This is a genomic window from Reyranella soli (genome assembly GCF_007992495.1).
GTDB lineage: Bacteria > Pseudomonadota > Alphaproteobacteria > Reyranellales > Reyranellaceae > Reyranella > Reyranella soli.
This window is the reverse complement of sequence record NZ_BKAJ01000211.1, coordinates 1-15,422: the sequence shown is the minus strand read 5'-3', so window position 1 is coordinate 15,422 and position 15,422 is coordinate 1. Positions and strand designations below refer to the sequence as shown.

Annotated in this window: 12 protein-coding genes and 1 tRNA gene; 11 read left to right on the top strand and 2 right to left on the bottom strand. The window is 64.8% G+C overall.

What is annotated here, in order from left to right; all coding sequences use genetic code 11:
• Nucleotides 1-53: 53 nt before the first annotated feature.
• The 10 genes from RSO01_RS42085 (at nucleotide 54) to RSO01_RS42040 (ending at nucleotide 12,721) form a co-directional block, all read left to right on the top strand.
• Nucleotides 54-129: transfer RNA gene (locus RSO01_RS42085), tRNA-Trp, on the top strand.
• A gap of 20 nt (nucleotides 130-149) precedes the next feature.
• Complete coding sequence (gene secE / locus RSO01_RS42080; RefSeq protein ID WP_092831553.1) at nucleotides 150-341, top strand: preprotein translocase subunit SecE; 192 nt, start codon at nucleotides 150-152, stop codon at nucleotides 339-341.
• Nucleotide 342: 1 nt separating this feature from the next.
• A complete protein-coding gene (gene nusG, locus RSO01_RS42075) occupies nucleotides 343-879 on the top strand; it encodes a transcription termination/antitermination protein NusG (RefSeq protein ID WP_147156591.1) in 537 nt (178 codons plus the stop codon).
• Nucleotides 880-1,153: 274 nt separating this feature from the next.
• Nucleotides 1,154-1,582, top strand: a complete 429-nt coding sequence (gene rplK / locus RSO01_RS42070; protein ID WP_147156590.1) for a 50S ribosomal protein L11 — start codon at nucleotides 1,154-1,156, stop codon at nucleotides 1,580-1,582.
• Between the two features lie 3 nt (nucleotides 1,583-1,585).
• Nucleotides 1,586-2,281 (top strand): 50S ribosomal protein L1, encoded by a 696-nt coding sequence (gene rplA, locus RSO01_RS42065; RefSeq protein WP_147156589.1) that lies wholly within the window; start codon nucleotides 1,586-1,588, stop codon nucleotides 2,279-2,281.
• A 345-nt stretch (nucleotides 2,282-2,626) separates the two neighbouring features.
• The gene (gene rplJ / locus RSO01_RS42060; RefSeq protein WP_147156588.1) at nucleotides 2,627-3,154 is read left to right on the top strand and encodes a 50S ribosomal protein L10; all 528 of its coding nucleotides are present in this window, start codon (nucleotides 2,627-2,629) and stop codon (nucleotides 3,152-3,154) included.
• 54 nt (nucleotides 3,155-3,208) lie between these two features.
• Entirely contained in the window at nucleotides 3,209-3,583 is a 375-nt protein-coding gene (gene rplL, locus RSO01_RS42055; protein ID WP_147156587.1) for a 50S ribosomal protein L7/L12, read from the top strand.
• A 347-nt stretch (nucleotides 3,584-3,930) separates the two neighbouring features.
• Nucleotides 3,931-8,100, top strand: a complete 4,170-nt coding sequence (gene rpoB / locus RSO01_RS42050) for a DNA-directed RNA polymerase subunit beta (protein WP_147156586.1) — start codon at nucleotides 3,931-3,933, stop codon at nucleotides 8,098-8,100.
• A gap of 60 nt (nucleotides 8,101-8,160) precedes the next feature.
• On the top strand, nucleotides 8,161-12,336 hold the full coding sequence (gene rpoC / locus RSO01_RS42045) for a DNA-directed RNA polymerase subunit beta' (protein ID WP_147156585.1): 4,176 nt from the start codon (nucleotides 8,161-8,163) through the stop codon (nucleotides 12,334-12,336).
• A gap of 82 nt (nucleotides 12,337-12,418) precedes the next feature.
• Entirely contained in the window at nucleotides 12,419-12,721 is a 303-nt protein-coding gene (locus RSO01_RS42040) for a hypothetical protein (RefSeq protein WP_147156584.1), read from the top strand.
• Between the two features lie 135 nt (nucleotides 12,722-12,856).
• Here RSO01_RS42040 and RSO01_RS42035 read toward each other — a convergent pair whose 3' ends face one another.
• Both RSO01_RS42035 and RSO01_RS42030 read right to left on the bottom strand, forming a co-directional pair.
• Nucleotides 12,857-13,486: a GNAT family N-acetyltransferase gene (locus tag RSO01_RS42035; RefSeq protein ID WP_147156583.1), complete on the bottom strand. Its 630-nt coding sequence runs from the start codon at nucleotides 13,484-13,486 to the stop codon at nucleotides 12,857-12,859.
• 315 nt (nucleotides 13,487-13,801) lie between these two features.
• Nucleotides 13,802-14,830: an NAD-dependent epimerase/dehydratase family protein gene (locus RSO01_RS42030; RefSeq protein ID WP_218037626.1), complete on the bottom strand. Its 1,029-nt coding sequence runs from the start codon at nucleotides 14,828-14,830 to the stop codon at nucleotides 13,802-13,804.
• On the opposite strand from RSO01_RS42030, the gene RSO01_RS48005 reads away from it, so the two are divergent.
• Nucleotides 14,732-15,118 carry a hypothetical protein gene (locus tag RSO01_RS48005; RefSeq protein WP_170303773.1) on the top strand — a complete coding sequence of 129 codons (387 nt, stop codon included), beginning with the start codon at nucleotides 14,732-14,734 and terminating at the stop codon, nucleotides 15,116-15,118. The two genes, RSO01_RS42030 and RSO01_RS48005, sit on opposite strands and share 99 nt — an antisense overlap.
• Nucleotides 15,119-15,422: the final 304 nt, after the last annotated feature.

Here is a 15,422-nt window from a genome sequence, read left to right as displayed (position 1 = left end):
AAATAGGCTATAGAGAAAAGGCCGCTGGCGGGTTAGACCCGGCAGCGGCCCGTAGGAGTGTAGCTCAGTTGGTAGAGCATCGGTCTCCAAAACCGAGGGTCGGGGGTTCGAGTCCCTCCACTCCTGCCATTGCCTGAAGAACAGCGAGAATGACCAAGAATCCCATCGAGTTCGTTCGCGAGGTCCGTGCCGAAGTGGCGAAAGTCACCTGGCCGACCCGGCGCGAGACCATGATCACCACCAGCATGGTCTTCATCTTCGTCGTGATCGCGGCGCTGTTTTTCCTGGTGGCGGACAAGATCATCGGCTTCGTCGTGAAGCTGCTGCTCGGGGTTTCCTGAAATGCCGCATCGTTGGTACGTCGTTCACGCCTATTCGGGCTTTGAGAACAAGGTCGCCTCGTCGATCCGTGAGCAGGCCGGGAAAAAGGGCCTGGGCGATGAGATTTCCGAGGTGATCGTGCCGACCGAGGAGGTCGTCGAGGTCCGCCGTGGCGCCAAGGTCCAGACCGAGCGCAAGTTCTTCCCGGGCTACGTCCTGGTGAAGATGGATCTCAGCGACGAGACTTGGCATCTGGTGAAGAACACCGCCAAGGTCACGGGCTTCCTGGGCGGCGGTGGCCGAGGCAAGCCGGTGCCGATCTCCGACGCCGAAGCCAGCCGCATCCTGAAACAGGTCCAAGAGGGCGTGGAGCGGCCCAAGCCCGCCGTCAGCTTCGAGATCGGCGAGCAGGTCAAGGTGGCAGACGGCCCCTTCGCCTCCTTCAACGGCACTGTCGAGGACGTCGACGAGGAGCGCGCCCGCCTGAAGGTCGCGGTCTCGATCTTCGGCCGCTCGACCCCCGTCGAGCTCGACTACGCCCAAGTGGAGAAGATCTAGGTCGTTCCGGACCGCGTGCAGGATGCGCGCGATCCGGAAAAGTCGGAGCGCACTCCCCAGGGTGGGATAACTCCTTGAAAAAGCCCAGATCTAGGGGGTTGTGGGGCGCGTACTTATTTGGTAGATCGCGCCCCCTTGAGGGGCTGGCCGATGTGCCGGCCTTTTCTCATGCGGCGGCCAAGACCGGAAATCCTTTTGGATCAAGGGCTTGGCCTTAACATAGGTGCGGGAGGCCGGCCATGGCCGTACCGCGCAGCTCCAAGGAGGGGCAGGCATGGCCAAAAAGATTCAGGCCTACGTCAAGCTGCAAGTGCCGGCTGGCAAGGCAAATCCGTCGCCGCCGATCGGGCCCGCGCTCGGTCAGCAGGGCGTCAACATCATGGAATTCTGCAAGCAGTTCAACGCGCGCACCCAGAAGATGGAAGCGGGCATGCCGATCCCGGTGGTCATCACCGTGTTCCAGGACCGCAGCTTCACCTTCGTCACCAAGACCCCGCCGGTCAGCTACTTCCTGAAGAAGGCCGCGGGCATCGAATCGGGCGCCAAGACTGTCGGCACGCAGATCGTCGGCAAGGTGACCAAGGCGCAGGTCGAGGAGATCGCCAAGCAGAAGATGCCCGATCTCAACTGCGACTCGGTGGAATCGGCGATGGCCCAGGTGGTGGGCTCGGCCCGCTCGATGGGCCTGCAGGTGGTGGAGTAAGCCATGAGCCAGGGCAAGCGCTACAAGGCCGCCGTCGAGACCGTCGACCGCAACAAGACCTATCCGCTCGAAGAGGCGGTGAAGATCGTCAAGGCCAACGCCAAGGCGAAATTCGACGAGACCATCGAGGTCGCCATGAACCTCGGCATCGATCCGCGCCACGCCGACCAGGCGGTGCGCGGCATGATCGAGCTGCCCAACGGCACCGGCAAGTCGGTGCGCGTGGCGGTGTTCGCTCGCGGCCCGAAGGCCGAGGAGGCCAAGGCCGCCGGCGCCGACGTGGTAGGCGCCGAGGACCTCGCCGAGAAGATCAATGCCGGCGAGATGAACTTCGAGCGCTGCATTGCCACCCCGGACATGATGGGTGTGGTCGGCCGTCTCGGTAAGGTGCTGGGCCCGCGCGGCCTGATGCCGAACCCCAAGCTCGGCACCGTGACGCAGGACGTCACTGCCGCCGTGAAGGCCGCCAAGGCGGGCTCGATCGAGTTCCGCGCCGAGAAGGCTGGCATCGTTCATGCAGGCGTCGGCAAGGCCTCGTTCTCCGAGGAGGCGATCGCTGCCAACGTCAAGGCGCTGGTGACCGCGATCAATCGCGCCAAGCCGTCGGGCGCCAAGGGCACCTTCATCAAGAAGGTGTCGATCAGTTCGACCATGGGTCCGGGCGTCAAGCTCGACCCGGCCACCGCTCTCAACACCTGAGCGGCGGCCAAAGAGTTTTAGAGTTTTGCCGTGGACGTCTCGGTTTGCTGAGGGGTCTGCGGTGAAGGAGGGAGAGACCGCAAGGTTTCGAACTCCACCTGTCCGAGACCGCCGGTGCCTCGCTCTTTCGGGAGCAGGCCTAAAGGAGCAATCCGCCAGCGCAGACGGGGGCAAGGGAATCGACGCTGCACTCTTCGGGGTGCGCGCACGCGCCCGAACTTCCGGGGCAGGCGAACCGGACCGCGAGGTCTCCGTTCGCGCTAACCCGCCAACGGAGGCTGCGCAGTCTGTAACGCAGCCGATCCGACCCGGATCCCCCGGGTCGGGTCTCAATTGGAGAAAGCCGTGAATCGTTCGGAAAAGGCCGAAGCGATCGCCGAGCTGAACCAGATCTTCAAGGACGCGAGTCTGATGGTGGTCACCCGCCAGTCCGGGCTCACGGTCCAGGAAGTGACGGACCTGCGCCGCAAGGTGCGGGCGGGCGGTGCCAGCTACAAGGTCGCCAAGAACCGGCTCACGCTCCGTGCCCTCGAGGGCACGGCCTTCAAGGCGCTCGGTCCCATGTTCACGGGCCCGACTGCCATCGCCTACTCCAAGGATCCCGTCGCTGCGGCGAAGGTCATCGCGGCCTTCGCCAAGGACAACGAGAAGCTCAGCATCGTCGGCGGTGCACTGGGTGAGAACACGCTGGACGTCGCTGGCGTCCAGGCTCTCGCCTCGCTGCCGTCCCTCGATGCTCTGCGCGGCAAGATCATCGGTCTTCTGCAGGCCCCGGCGACCAAGGTCGCGGGCGTTCTGCAGGCGCCGGCCGGTCAGCTCGCTCGTGTGTTCGGAGCGTACGGAGCCAAGGAAGACGGTGCGAAGGCGGCGTAAGCCTCACGTATCGACAACCGTTTCAACGAAGTTCGGGATATCAGGAGAAGACTAATGGCTAATCTGGAAAAGCTGGTCGAGGAGCTCTCGGCCCTGACGGTCCTCGAGGCCGCTCAGCTCAGCAAGCTGCTTGAGGAGAAGTGGGGCGTCAGCGCCGCCGCTCCGGTCGCGGTCGCCGCTGCTGCGGGCGCCGCCGCTGCCCCGGCCGCCGAGGTCAAGGACGAGTTCTCTGTCGTGCTGGCTGCTGCTGGCGACAAGAAGATCAACGTCATCAAGGCGGTGCGCGAGATCACCGGTCTCGGCCTCAAGGAGGCCAAGGACCTGGTCGAGGGCGCCCCCAAGGCGGTCAAGGAAGGCGTGCCGAAGGCCGACGCCGAGAAGCTCAAGGCCAAGCTCGAGGCCGAGGGCGCCAAGGTCGAACTCAAGTAGTTCGATCGAGGCGTTCGCTTCGGTTTCGAAGCACTCATGTTCCTCTCCCCCTTGGGGGAGAGGCTAGGTGAGGGGGTGAGACGGGGTGCTGTGTACCCCCTTCACCCAACCTCTCCCCCAAGGGGGAGAGGAGGATGAGGAGAGTGAGTAAGCGAACAGAGACTTAGGACGGTTAGTCAACCACGGCTTGAATATTCAAGACGGCCCCTTATCTGAGCGGACCCCCCAAAATCGGTCCGCTCCGACAAGTGGCCCTCTGCGACGGATGGGGCGAACGGCTGGCGGGCCGGGAGCTCCGAGAAAGCAGCGGGTGTTTTCTACCGCCCTTGAACCTTCGAGGACGCAGGATGGCCACGGCCTTCAATACGCGCAAACGGATTCGTCGTTTCTTCGGCCACATCGAATCTGTGGCGCCGATGCCCAACCTCATCGAGGTCCAGAAGAGCTCGTACGAGAACTTCCTACAGCGCAACATCACGGCGGCCAAGCGCACGCAGAGCGGCCTCCAGGAAGTCTTCCGCGGCGTGTTCCCGATCAAGGACTTCGCCGAGCGCGCCAGCCTGGAATTCGTGAAGTACGAGTTCGAGGAGCCCAAGTACGACGTCGAGGAGTGCCAGCAGCGAGGCATCACCTACGCCGCTCCGCTCAAGGTCACCTTGCAGCTCGTGGTGTGGGACATCGACGAGGAAGCCGGCTCGCGCTCGATCCGCGATATCAAGGAGCAGGACGTCTACATGGGCGACATGCCGCTCATGACCGACAACGGCACCTTCATCGTCAACGGCACCGAGCGCGTGATCGTGAGCCAGATGCACCGCTCGCCGGGCGTCTTCTTCGACCACGACAAGGGCAAGACCCATTCGTCGGGCAAGTACCTGTTCGCCGCCCGTATCATTCCCTACCGCGGCTCGTGGCTCGACTTCGAGTTCGACGCCAAGGACCTGATCCACGTCCGCATCGACCGCCGCCGCAAGATCCCGGTGACGACGCTGCTGCTCGCGCTCGACAACGACGCGACCGCCAAGAAGCGCGCCGCCGCCATCGCCAAGGGCCAGACGCTCGATCCGACCGAGGCCCAGGGCATGTCGCCGGAGGAGATCCTGGCGGCGTTCTACGGCCAGGTCGTCTACAAGCGCGAGAAGGACGGCTGGAACACGCCGTTCGACGCCGATTCGATGCGCGGCGTGAAGCTGACGCACGACCTGGTGAACGGCAAAACCGGCAAGGCCGTGGCCGATGCCGGTGCCAAGATGACGCCGCGCCTGCTCAACCGCCTCAAGGAGCAGGGCATCAAGGAAATCCGCGTCTCTGTGGAGGAGTTGATCGGCCGCTACGCCGCGGTCGACGTCATCAACGAGAAGACGGGCGAGATCTACGTCGAGGCCGGCCAGGAGATCACCCAGGCGGTGCTCGACCTGTTCGATGAGAACGAGATCGACATCCTGCCGACGCTCGCCATCGATCACGTCAATGTCGGGCCGTACATCCGCAACACCCTGGCGGCCGACAAGAACTCCAACCGTGAAGAGGCGCTGCTCGACATCTACCGCGTCATGCGTCCGGGCGAGCCGCCGACGCTGGAGCAGGCCGAGACCCTGTTCCAGGGCCTGCTGTTCGACATCGACCGTTACGACCTCTCGCCGGTCGGCCGCGTGAAGATGAACATGCGCCTGGAGTTCCAGGGTGTGCCCGACAGCCAGCGCACGCTGCGTCGCGAGGACATCCTCGCCGTGGTCAAGGTGCTGCACGGCCTCAAGGACGGCCGGGGCGAGATCGACGACATCGATCATCTCGGCAACCGTCGCGTCCGCTCGGTCGGCGAGTTGATGGAGAACCAGTATCGCGTCGGCCTGCTGCGCATGGAGCGCGCGATCCGCGAGCGCATGAGCTCGATCGACATCGACACCGTGATGCCGCACGACCTGATCAACGCCAAGCCGGCGGCGGCGGCGGTGCGCGAGTTCTTCGGTTCGAGCCAGCTCAGCCAGTTCATGGACCAGACCAACCCGTTGTCGGAAGTGACGCACAAGCGTCGCCTCTCGGCCCTGGGACCGGGCGGTCTCACGCGCGAGCGCGCCGGCTTCGAGGTGCGCGACGTGCATCCGACGCACTATGGCCGCATCTGCCCGATCGAGACGCCGGAAGGCCCGAACATCGGCCTGATCAACTCGCTCGCCACCTACGCGCGCGTGAACCAGTACGGCTTCATCGAGAGCCCGTACCGCAAGGTCGCCGGCGGCCGCGTCACCGACGAGGTCGTCTACCTGTCGGCGATGGAAGAGGGCCGCTACACGGTGGCCCAGGCCAACGCCGAGATCGACGCGCGCGGCAAGTTCGTGTCCGAGCTGGTGCAGTGCCGCAAGGGCGGCGAGTACATCCTCGGCCGTCCCGACACGATCGACTTCGTCGACGTGTCGCCCAAGCAGATCGTGTCGGTCGCCGCGGCGCTGATCCCGTTCCTCGAGAACGACGACGCCAACCGCGCGCTGATGGGCTCGAACATGCAGCGTCAGGCCGTGCCGCTGATCCAGGCCGAATCGCCGCTGGTCGGCACCGGCATGGAAGAGGTGGTGGCACGCGACTCGGGCGTGGCGATCGCCGCGCGCCGCACCGGCATCGTCGACCAGGTCGACGCCATGCGTATCGTCGTGCGCGCCACGGAGGATGTGGGTCCGAACCGCCCGGCGGTCGACATCTACAACCTGCTGAAGTTCCAGCGCTCGAACCAGAGCACCTGCATCACCCAGAAGCCGCTCGTGAAGGTCGGCGACCAGGTGAAGAAGGGCGACATCGTGGCCGACGGTCCGTCGACGCGTGACGGCGAGCTGGCGCTCGGCCGCAACGTGCTCGTCGCCTTCATGCCGTGGAATGGCTACAACTTCGAGGACTCGATCCTGCTTTCCGAGCGCATCGTGCGCGATGACGTCTTCACCTCGATCCACATCGAGGAGTTCGAGGTCATGGCCCGCGACACCAAGCTCGGCCAGGAGGAAATCTCCCGCGACATCCCCAACGTCGGCGAAGAGGCTCTGAAGAACCTCGACGAGGCGGGCATCGTCTATATCGGTGCCGAGGTGAAGGCGGGCGACATCCTGGTCGGCAAGGTGACGCCGAAGGGCGAGAGCCCGATGACCCCGGAAGAGAAGCTGCTGCGCGCCATCTTCGGCGAGAAGGCGGCCGACGTGCGCGACACCTCGCTGAAGGTGCCGCCGGGCGTCGAGGGCACGGTCGTCGAGGTCCGCGTGTTCAACCGCCGCGGCGTCGACAAGGACGAGCGCGCGCTCGCCATCGAGCGTGACGAGATCGAGCGTCTGGCCAAGGACCGCGACGACGAAAAGGCCATCCTGGAGCGCAGCTTCTACAGCCAGATCCAGGAAATGCTGATGAACCAGACGGTGGCCGGCGGGCTGAAGGGCCTGAAGCCGGGCACGCGCATCACCGACAAGGTGCTGGGCGAGTACACCCCTGGCCAGTGGCGCCAGATCGCCGTCAAGACCGACAAGAAGCAGAGCGAGATCGAGGCGTTGAATAAGCAGTTCGACGAATCGATGAAGCGCCTGCAGGACCGCTTCGACAGCAAGGTCGACAAGCTGCAGCGCGGCGACGAGCTGCCGCCGGGCGTGATGAAGATGGTCAAGGTCTTCGTCGCCACCAAGCGCAAGCTGCAGCCGGGAGACAAGATGGCCGGCCGTCACGGCAACAAGGGCGTGATCTCGCGCATCATGCCGCTCGAGGACATGCCGTACCTCGAGGAGGGCCAGCCGGTCGACATCGTGCTGAACCCGCTGGGCGTGCCCTCGCGCATGAACGTCGGGCAGATCCTGGAGACCCATCTCGGATGGGCCGCCGCCGGTCTCGGCAAGAAGATCGGCGAGATGGTGAACGGCGCCCGCGAGGCGTCGGTCGCCCAGGTCAAGAAGCACCTGCGCGAGGTCTATGGCGAGAAGGCCTTCAAGGCCGAGATCCAGGATCTCGACGACGAGCAGACCATCGAGCTCGCCAAGAACCTGAGCCACGGCGTTCCCTTCGCCTCGCCGGTGTTCGACGGCGCGCACGAGAGTGACATCGTCGGCATGCTGGAGATGGCCGGTCTCGACAAGTCGGGCCAGGTGACCCTGGTCGACGGCCGGACCGGCGAGCCCTTCGACCGCAAGGTCACCGTGGGCTACATCTACATGCTGAAGCTGCATCACTTGGTGGACGACAAGATCCACGCCCGGTCGATCGGCCCCTACAGCCTGGTCACCCAGCAGCCGCTGGGCGGCAAGGCCCAGTTCGGCGGCCAGCGCTTCGGCGAGATGGAGGTGTGGGCGCTCGAGGCGTATGGCGCCGCCTACACCCTGCAGGAGATCCTCACCGTCAAGTCGGACGACGTGGCCGGCCGCACCAAGGTCTACGAGGCCATCGTGCGTGGCGACGACACCTTCGAGGCGGGCATCCCCGAATCCTTCAACGTGCTGGTCAAGGAGCTGCGCTCCTTGGGCCTCAACGTCGAACTCAATCAGCAGGCGTCCTGAGAAGGACGCCGGCTGAACTCTCTATTCGCGAATTCGTCCAACGAACCGTAGGACACAAAGATGACCGACCTCATCAACGTACTGGGCCAGCCGCAGGGCACCCCGACCTTCGACGAGATTCGTATCTCGATCGCCAGCCCCGACCGCATCCGCGCCTGGAGCCACGGCGAGATCAAGAAGCCGGAGACCATCAACTACCGCACGTTCAAGCCCGAGCGTGACGGCCTGTTCTGCGCCCGCATCTTCGGACCGATCAAGGACTACGAGTGCCTGTGCGGCAAGTACAAGCGCATGAAGTTCCGCGGCATCACCTGCGAGAAGTGCGGCGTCGAGGTGACGCTCACCAAGGTGCGTCGCGAGCGCATGGGCCACATCGAGCTCGCCTCGCCGGTGGCGCACATCTGGTTCCTGAAGTCGCTGCCGTCCCGCATCGGCCTGCTGCTCGACATGACGCTGCGCGATCTCGAGCGCATCCTCTACTTCGAGAACTACGTGGTCACCGAGCCCGGCCTGACGCCGCTCAAGTACCGCGAGCTCCTGAACGAGGAGCAGTACCTCAACGCCCTCGACGAGTACGGTGACGACGCCTTCCGCGCCGACATCGGCGCCGAGGCGATCCGCGCCATGCTGTCGGCGATCGACCTCAACGAGGAGCGCCCGCGGCTGCGCGAGGAGCTGCGCGAGACGACGTCGGAGGCCAAGCGCAAGAAGCTCGTGAAGCGGCTCAAGCTCTGCGAGAACTTCATCGAGTCGGGCGCTCGTCCCGAGTGGATGATCCTCGAGCTGGTGCCGGTGATCCCGCCCGAGCTGCGTCCGCTGGTGCCGCTCGACGGCGGCCGCTTCGCGACGTCGGACCTGAACGACCTCTATCGCCGCGTCATCAACCGCAACAACCGCCTGAAGCGCCTGATCGAGCTGCGCGCGCCCGACATCATCGTGCGCAACGAGAAGCGCATGCTGCAGGAGTCGGTCGACGCCCTGTTCGACAACGGCCGCCGCGGCCGCGTCATCACCGGCGCCAACAAGCGTCCGCTGAAGTCGCTCAGCGACATGCTGAAGGGCAAGCAGGGCCGCTTCCGCCAGAACCTGCTCGGCAAGCGCGTCGACTACTCGGGCCGTTCGGTCATCGTGGTCGGTCCGGAGCTCAAGCTGCAGCAGTGCGGCCTGCCCAAGAAGATGGCGCTCGAGCTGTTCAAGCCGTTCATCTACTCGCGGCTCCAGGCCTACGGCATGGCCAACACCATCAAGGCCGCCAAGCGCATGGTCGAGAAGGAGCGGCCGGAGGTGTGGGACATCCTCGAAGAGGTGATCCGCGAGCATCCGGTGCTCCTGAACCGCGCCCCGACGCTGCATCGCCTGGGCATCCAGGCGTTCGAGCCGGTGCTGATCGAAGGCAAGGCGATCCAGCTGCATCCGCTGGTCTGCACGGCCTTCAACGCCGACTTCGACGGCGACCAGATGGCGGTCCACGTGCCGCTGTCGCTGGAAGCCCAGCTCGAGGCCCGCGTGCTCATGATGTCGACCAACAACATCCTGAGCCCGGCGAGCGGCAAGCCGATCATCGTGCCCAGCCAGGACATCGTGCTCGGCATCTACTACATCACGCTCGAGCGCGAGGGCGAGCCGGGCGAAGGCTCGTTGTTCTCCGACATCGGCGAGCTCGAGCATGCGCTGCATTCGCGCACGCTCTCCATGCACGCCAAGATCAAGGGCCGCCTCGAGGTCTATGACGACAAGGGCGTGCTGGCCAGCCGTGTGGTCGAGACCACGCCGGGCCGCATCCTGCTGGCGCAGATCCTGCCCAAGCATCCCAACCTGCCGTTCTCGCTGATCAACCGTCTTCTGACGAAGAAGGACCTGCAGAACGTCATCGACTCGGTCTACCGCCACTGCGGCCAGAAGGAGACGGTGATCTTCGCCGACCGCCTGATGGGCTTGGGCTTCTATCACGCCTGCCGCGCCGGCATTTCCTTCGGCAAGGATGACCTCGTCATCCCGGCCGCCAAGGTGAAGCTGGTCAGCCAAACCACGAAGGAGGTCAAGGAGTACGAGCAGCAGTACCAGGACGGCCTGATCACCTCGGGTGAAAAGTACAACAAGGTCGTCGATGCCTGGTCGCGCTGCTCCGATCGCGTGGCCGAGGAGATGATGAAGGGCATTTCGACGCCCGTCGCCAACAAGCCGGTGAATTCGGTGTGGATGATGGCGCACTCCGGTGCGCGCGGATCGACCACGCAGATGAAGCAGCTCGCCGGCATGCGCGGCCTGATGACCAAGCCCTCGGGCGAAATCATCGAGACGCCGATCATCTCGAACTTCAAGGAAGGCCTGTCGGTTCTGGAGTACTTCAACTCCACCCACGGCGCCCGCAAGGGTCTGGCCGACACCGCGCTCAAGACCGCCAATTCGGGCTACCTGACGCGGCGCCTGGTCGACGTGGCCCAGGACTGCATCATCTTCGAGGAGGATTGCGGCACCACCAACGGCCTCACCATGCGTGCGGTGGTCGATGGCGGCGACGTGATCGAGCCGCTCTCCGAGCGGGTCCTCGGCCGCGTGGCGCTCGACGACGTCGTCGACCCGCTGAACGGCACCGTGCTGTGCAAGGCCGGCGAGCTGATCGACGAGGTCGGGGTCGAGCTGATCGAGAAGGCGGGCATCGAGGAGATGCGCATCCGCTCGGTGCTGACCTGCGACACCAAGACCGGCGTCTGCGGCAAGTGCTACGGCCGTGACCTGGCGCGCGGCACGAAGGTCAACATCGGCGAGGCGGTCGGCGTCATCGCCGCCCAGTCGATCGGCGAGCCGGGCACCCAGCTCACCATGCGCACCTTCCACATCGGCGGCGCCGCCCAGCGCGGCGCCGAGCAGTCGAACATCGAGGCGAGCCACGATGGCCACGTCCAGGTGCGCAACCGCAACGTCGTGGTCAACAGCGCCGGCGTGCCGGTCGTCATGGGCCGCAACACCGAGCTGGTGCTGATCGACGGCGCCCAGCGCGAGCGCGCCAAGCATCGCGTGCCCTACGGCGCGCGCCTGCTGGTCGACAACGACACGCCGGTGACCAAGGGCCAGAAGCTGGCCGAATGGGACCCGTACACCCTGCCGATCATCACGGAGAAGGCCGGCAAGGCCGTCTACGTCGACCTGGTCGAGGGCGTGTCGATGCGCGAGGTGATCGACGACTCGACTGGCATCTCCAACCGCGTGGTCGTCGACTGGAAGGGCCAGCCGCGCGGCGGCGACCTGCGTCCGCGCATCGCCATCCACGATGCCGACGGCAACCCGATCATGCTGGCCAACGGCCAGGAGGCTCGGTACCTGCTGTCGATCGACTCGGTCCTCTCGGTCGAGAACGGCCAGGAGGTCCATGCCGGCGACATCCTGGCGCGTATCCCGCGCGAGGGCGGCAAGAACCGCGACATCACGGGCGGTCTGCCGCGCGTGGCCGAGCTGTTCGAGGCGCGCAAGCCCAAGGACTTCGCGATCATCTGCGACATCGCGGGCCGCATCGAGTTCGGCAAGGACTACAAGAGCAAGCGCCGCATCCTGATCGTGCCGGAAGGCGAGGGTGCGGAGCCGGTCGAGTACCTGATCCCGAAGGGCAAGCGCATCGCCGTGCAGGAAGGCGACTATGTCGAGCGCGGCGATCTCTTGATCGACGGCAACCCGGTGCCGCACGACATCCTGCGCGTGCTGGGCATCGAGAAGCTGGCTGAGTACCTGGTCAACGAGATCCAGGAGGTCTATCGACTGCAGGGCGTGAAGATCAACGACAAGCACATCGAGACGATCGCTCGTCAGATGCTGCAGAAGGTCGAGATCACCGATCCGGGCGAGTCGACCTTCCTGATCGGCGAGCAGGTCGACAAGCAGGAGTTCGACGCGGAGAACGCCAAGCTCGTGGCCGAGAAGATGAAGGCTGCCAAGGCCGACCCGGTGCTGCTCGGCATCACCAAGGCCAGCTTGCAGACCAAGTCGTTCATCTCGGCGGCGTCCTTCCAGGAGACCACGCGCGTGCTCACCGAGGCGGCCGTGTCCGGCCGCGTCGACACGCTGCAGGGCCTCAAGGAGAACGTCATCGTCGGCCGCCTGATCCCGGCGGGTACCGGCGGAGTCGTGAACCGCCTGAAGGCGATCGCCGCCCAGCGCGACCGCGCCATCCTGGCCGCCGGCAACGACGGCGAGGACCAGCCGGTCCCGACGCTGGAGCAGGAACACGCTGCCGACGACTGATCGGCTGTAACGCTTCGAACCGAAAGGCCGTCTCCATCCAGGGGACGGCCTTTTTCTTTGGGCCGCTGCAGGCGGGAGAAGAATGACCGACAAACCCGAAGAGATGCCGCGCCGCATCCGGAGCACAACCCCTCGTTTGTTGCGTGGCGGTCCGGATGGCGGGAATAATGGTGGCATGCCGCCGGACCTCGACATTCGCGTGAAGGCCCTCGAAGCCAGGACATCCGAGATCGGCATCGACGTGAGGGGCCTGATCAAGGGCGTCGCCGAGATCAAGGGCAAGATTGCTCAGATGCCGACGACGTTTCAGATGCAGGCTTGGTTCGTCGGCGTCTCCCTGGGCCTCGTCGCGCTGGTCTTCGCGGTCGCTCGCGCCCTCAGGTAGACGTTCGCTCGCCTCCCATATACTCGCGCAAGATCGCAAGCAGGCCCGCTGCTTGCCCTCGTCTGACAGTGGCTGCATGACGAGCTCTGCTACTGTGGGCACATCCGGAACGGAAATAAGCGAGAAGGAAGTCCGTCATCGCTCACTGCGCTTTGCTTTGTGGGCCGCGATGTTGGGGCGCGCAGATGCTTCGGTGGAGCGCTCCAGCCACGCCTCCCTTTCGATCAGCCAGACCATGCGGCGGCCATCCCCGCTGACAGAGCGGAACGGCTCGAAGGCGACCAGGCGGGCGCCCTGCCTTTCCTTCACCCGCGCGGAGGCGAGGTTGCGGTCGTCGTTGCTGACCCAGAGGTGGGGCCAGTCGAGTTCGCGGAAGGCGTAGTCGGTCACCCGGTCGGCGGCTTCGGTCATCAGCCCTCGCCCCTGGAACTCGGGATCGAGCCAGAAGCCGCGCATGTCGCGGCTCTGCCCGTCGTCGGGCCAGAGGTTGATGCTGCCGACCAGCTCGTCCGGCCCGTCCTTCAGGCGGATCGACCAGTGGTGCTTCTCGCCGCGCGCCATCTCGCCCTGGCAGATCTCGATGAAGCGGATGGCACCGTCGTCGGGATAGGGCCAAGGCACGCGCGGATTGAGATAGCGCACGATGTCCCAGCGCGGGAAGCGGCGCTGGATGACCGGGGCGTCCACCGGCACGAGTGGGCGCAGGATCAGCCGCTCTGTCTCCAGGACCGGCGGCGGCGGAAGGGGCTTCTCGAAGATCGTCATGTCAGGTCTCGCTTGCGTTGCCGCAGGAGCGGGACCGGTCGATCAGCCCCCGCGCCATGAACGGCGGGGCTGGGGAGGTCGGCTTCAGATCAAATGACCACGCGCGCGACGGCTCCCGCCCCGAAAGGCGGCTTGCAAGCCGAGGTGTAACCGGTCGCGTGGTTCAGCATGGCGTCGCCTTTAGCGCGCCGGCGGCGCGGCGTAAACGATGGTCACTGGGTGCGGGAAAGTTAGGGCCGGTGGTGTAACGCTTCGAACACACCGCTCGCCTCCAGGGTAGGGCTGCATCTAGGCCGGACAATGGACCCGAAGCGGTCATGTCCTGGCAGCCAGAAGGCGATCTTCAGTACGATAGTCAAACAGCTCCGGGGAACGCGCGATGCCGGGAAACCTCTCTCGCCAATCCCCGTCGGACGCTGTTTTGACCAGCCAGTCGCAAGTCGACTTAACAGCCTCGGCATATGTCGTGGCAGGAGCATAGCCCAGTCCCTCAGCCGCCTTCATATCGAGGACAAAGGGGCGTGGCACAGACCAGGGTGTCCGACCGAGGACCGGCGGATAGGCGTCCCCCGGCACTTCGACGAAATGTCCCGCGTAGCCCATGAGTTGTGAGATGACTGCCGCGATGTTGGCCACGCTGGGGGCCGAAGGATCGGCAATATTCAGGACCCGACTTGCTGGCGCTTCGATGACGACACGCGTCAGCGCGGCAATGTTGGCGACAGAAGTTGTGTGGAATCGGCTCCTGCCCCGATAGGCAAGCGGTATGGCCTTGCGACCGTCGAGGATACGTTTAACGAACCACCATTCCCTCGGAAGCTGAGAACCGGGCCCATGGATTGCGCCGGGGCGAAGGACTGTAACTGGCGTTGTGGCATGATCAAGCAACGCGCGTTCGACGGCGACCTTCCGCGTCGAGTAGGTCGCGGTACCGGGATCGACCGTGGGCTGTGTCTCCGGAATCGGCATGGGTAGATCCGGGAAACCATTCTGCCTGGCTTCATCCAGGGTTTTGCCGAGGGCATCCCGATACACGCTTGATGATGAGATGACAACGAACGACCCGACGCTATCCTGCACTTCGAGCAGCTGGCGAGTATGGTCCAGCCCGAAGGCTACCGTGTCGATCAACGCGTCGGCGCCTGAGCGCACAGCCTCGGCCAATTGGCCGGGCTTTTCGCGGTCCAAGAAGACAACTTCCACACCGCGCTCGGAGAGACTGCTTGGTAGCGGACGGCTGCCACGATGCGCAACGGTGACGCGCCAGCCCTGCTCAATAAGCTCGCCTGCGACCGCTCGGCCGATTTGCCCCGTTCCGCCCAAGATGAATGCATGGCGTGGCATCGTGCTCTGCCGATGAGATCCGGCCTGCACTCCTATCCAAACCACCAAACTCATCGGCTGGCCGGCTGGTCGGGATCCAAAGATATCGCCAAATCCAAACCTTATGCGAGCTTCGCTCCGGCCGGGCGACGGAACATAGGCCTCGGCCGCTCATTCAGGATCGCCATGATGTCGGCTTTGAAAGAATTGCTGGCATCCGGGCCCAGCGACACGACGAATGGCGTGGTCGCCGGTTCGACCCGCCATTCGTGGCGCTCCACGGCTCGCAAAAACTATCACCGGAGTTGACCAATAAGATAACCTAAGTTATATTAAGCCTGCGCTCGCCTCCCGGCGGCTCTGCTCTATGCATCGTCGTTCCGAGCGAAGCCGCCCGAGGGGCGGTTCTGTCCGGCTGAGTGATAACGGCCAGCGAAACTAGCGAAATTCAAAAAGCCCGAGGATTCAATGGCTTCGCCGGTGTTTGCGGATCTAGCGAAATCCAGCGAAATTCACGCCGACCAGCGGTCGACGAGCCACTGGTTTTCCAGCATCGATGAGGTCCTACACGATAGCCCTATGGATAGTGGGTCGGCTTTCGAGCCACCGCTAT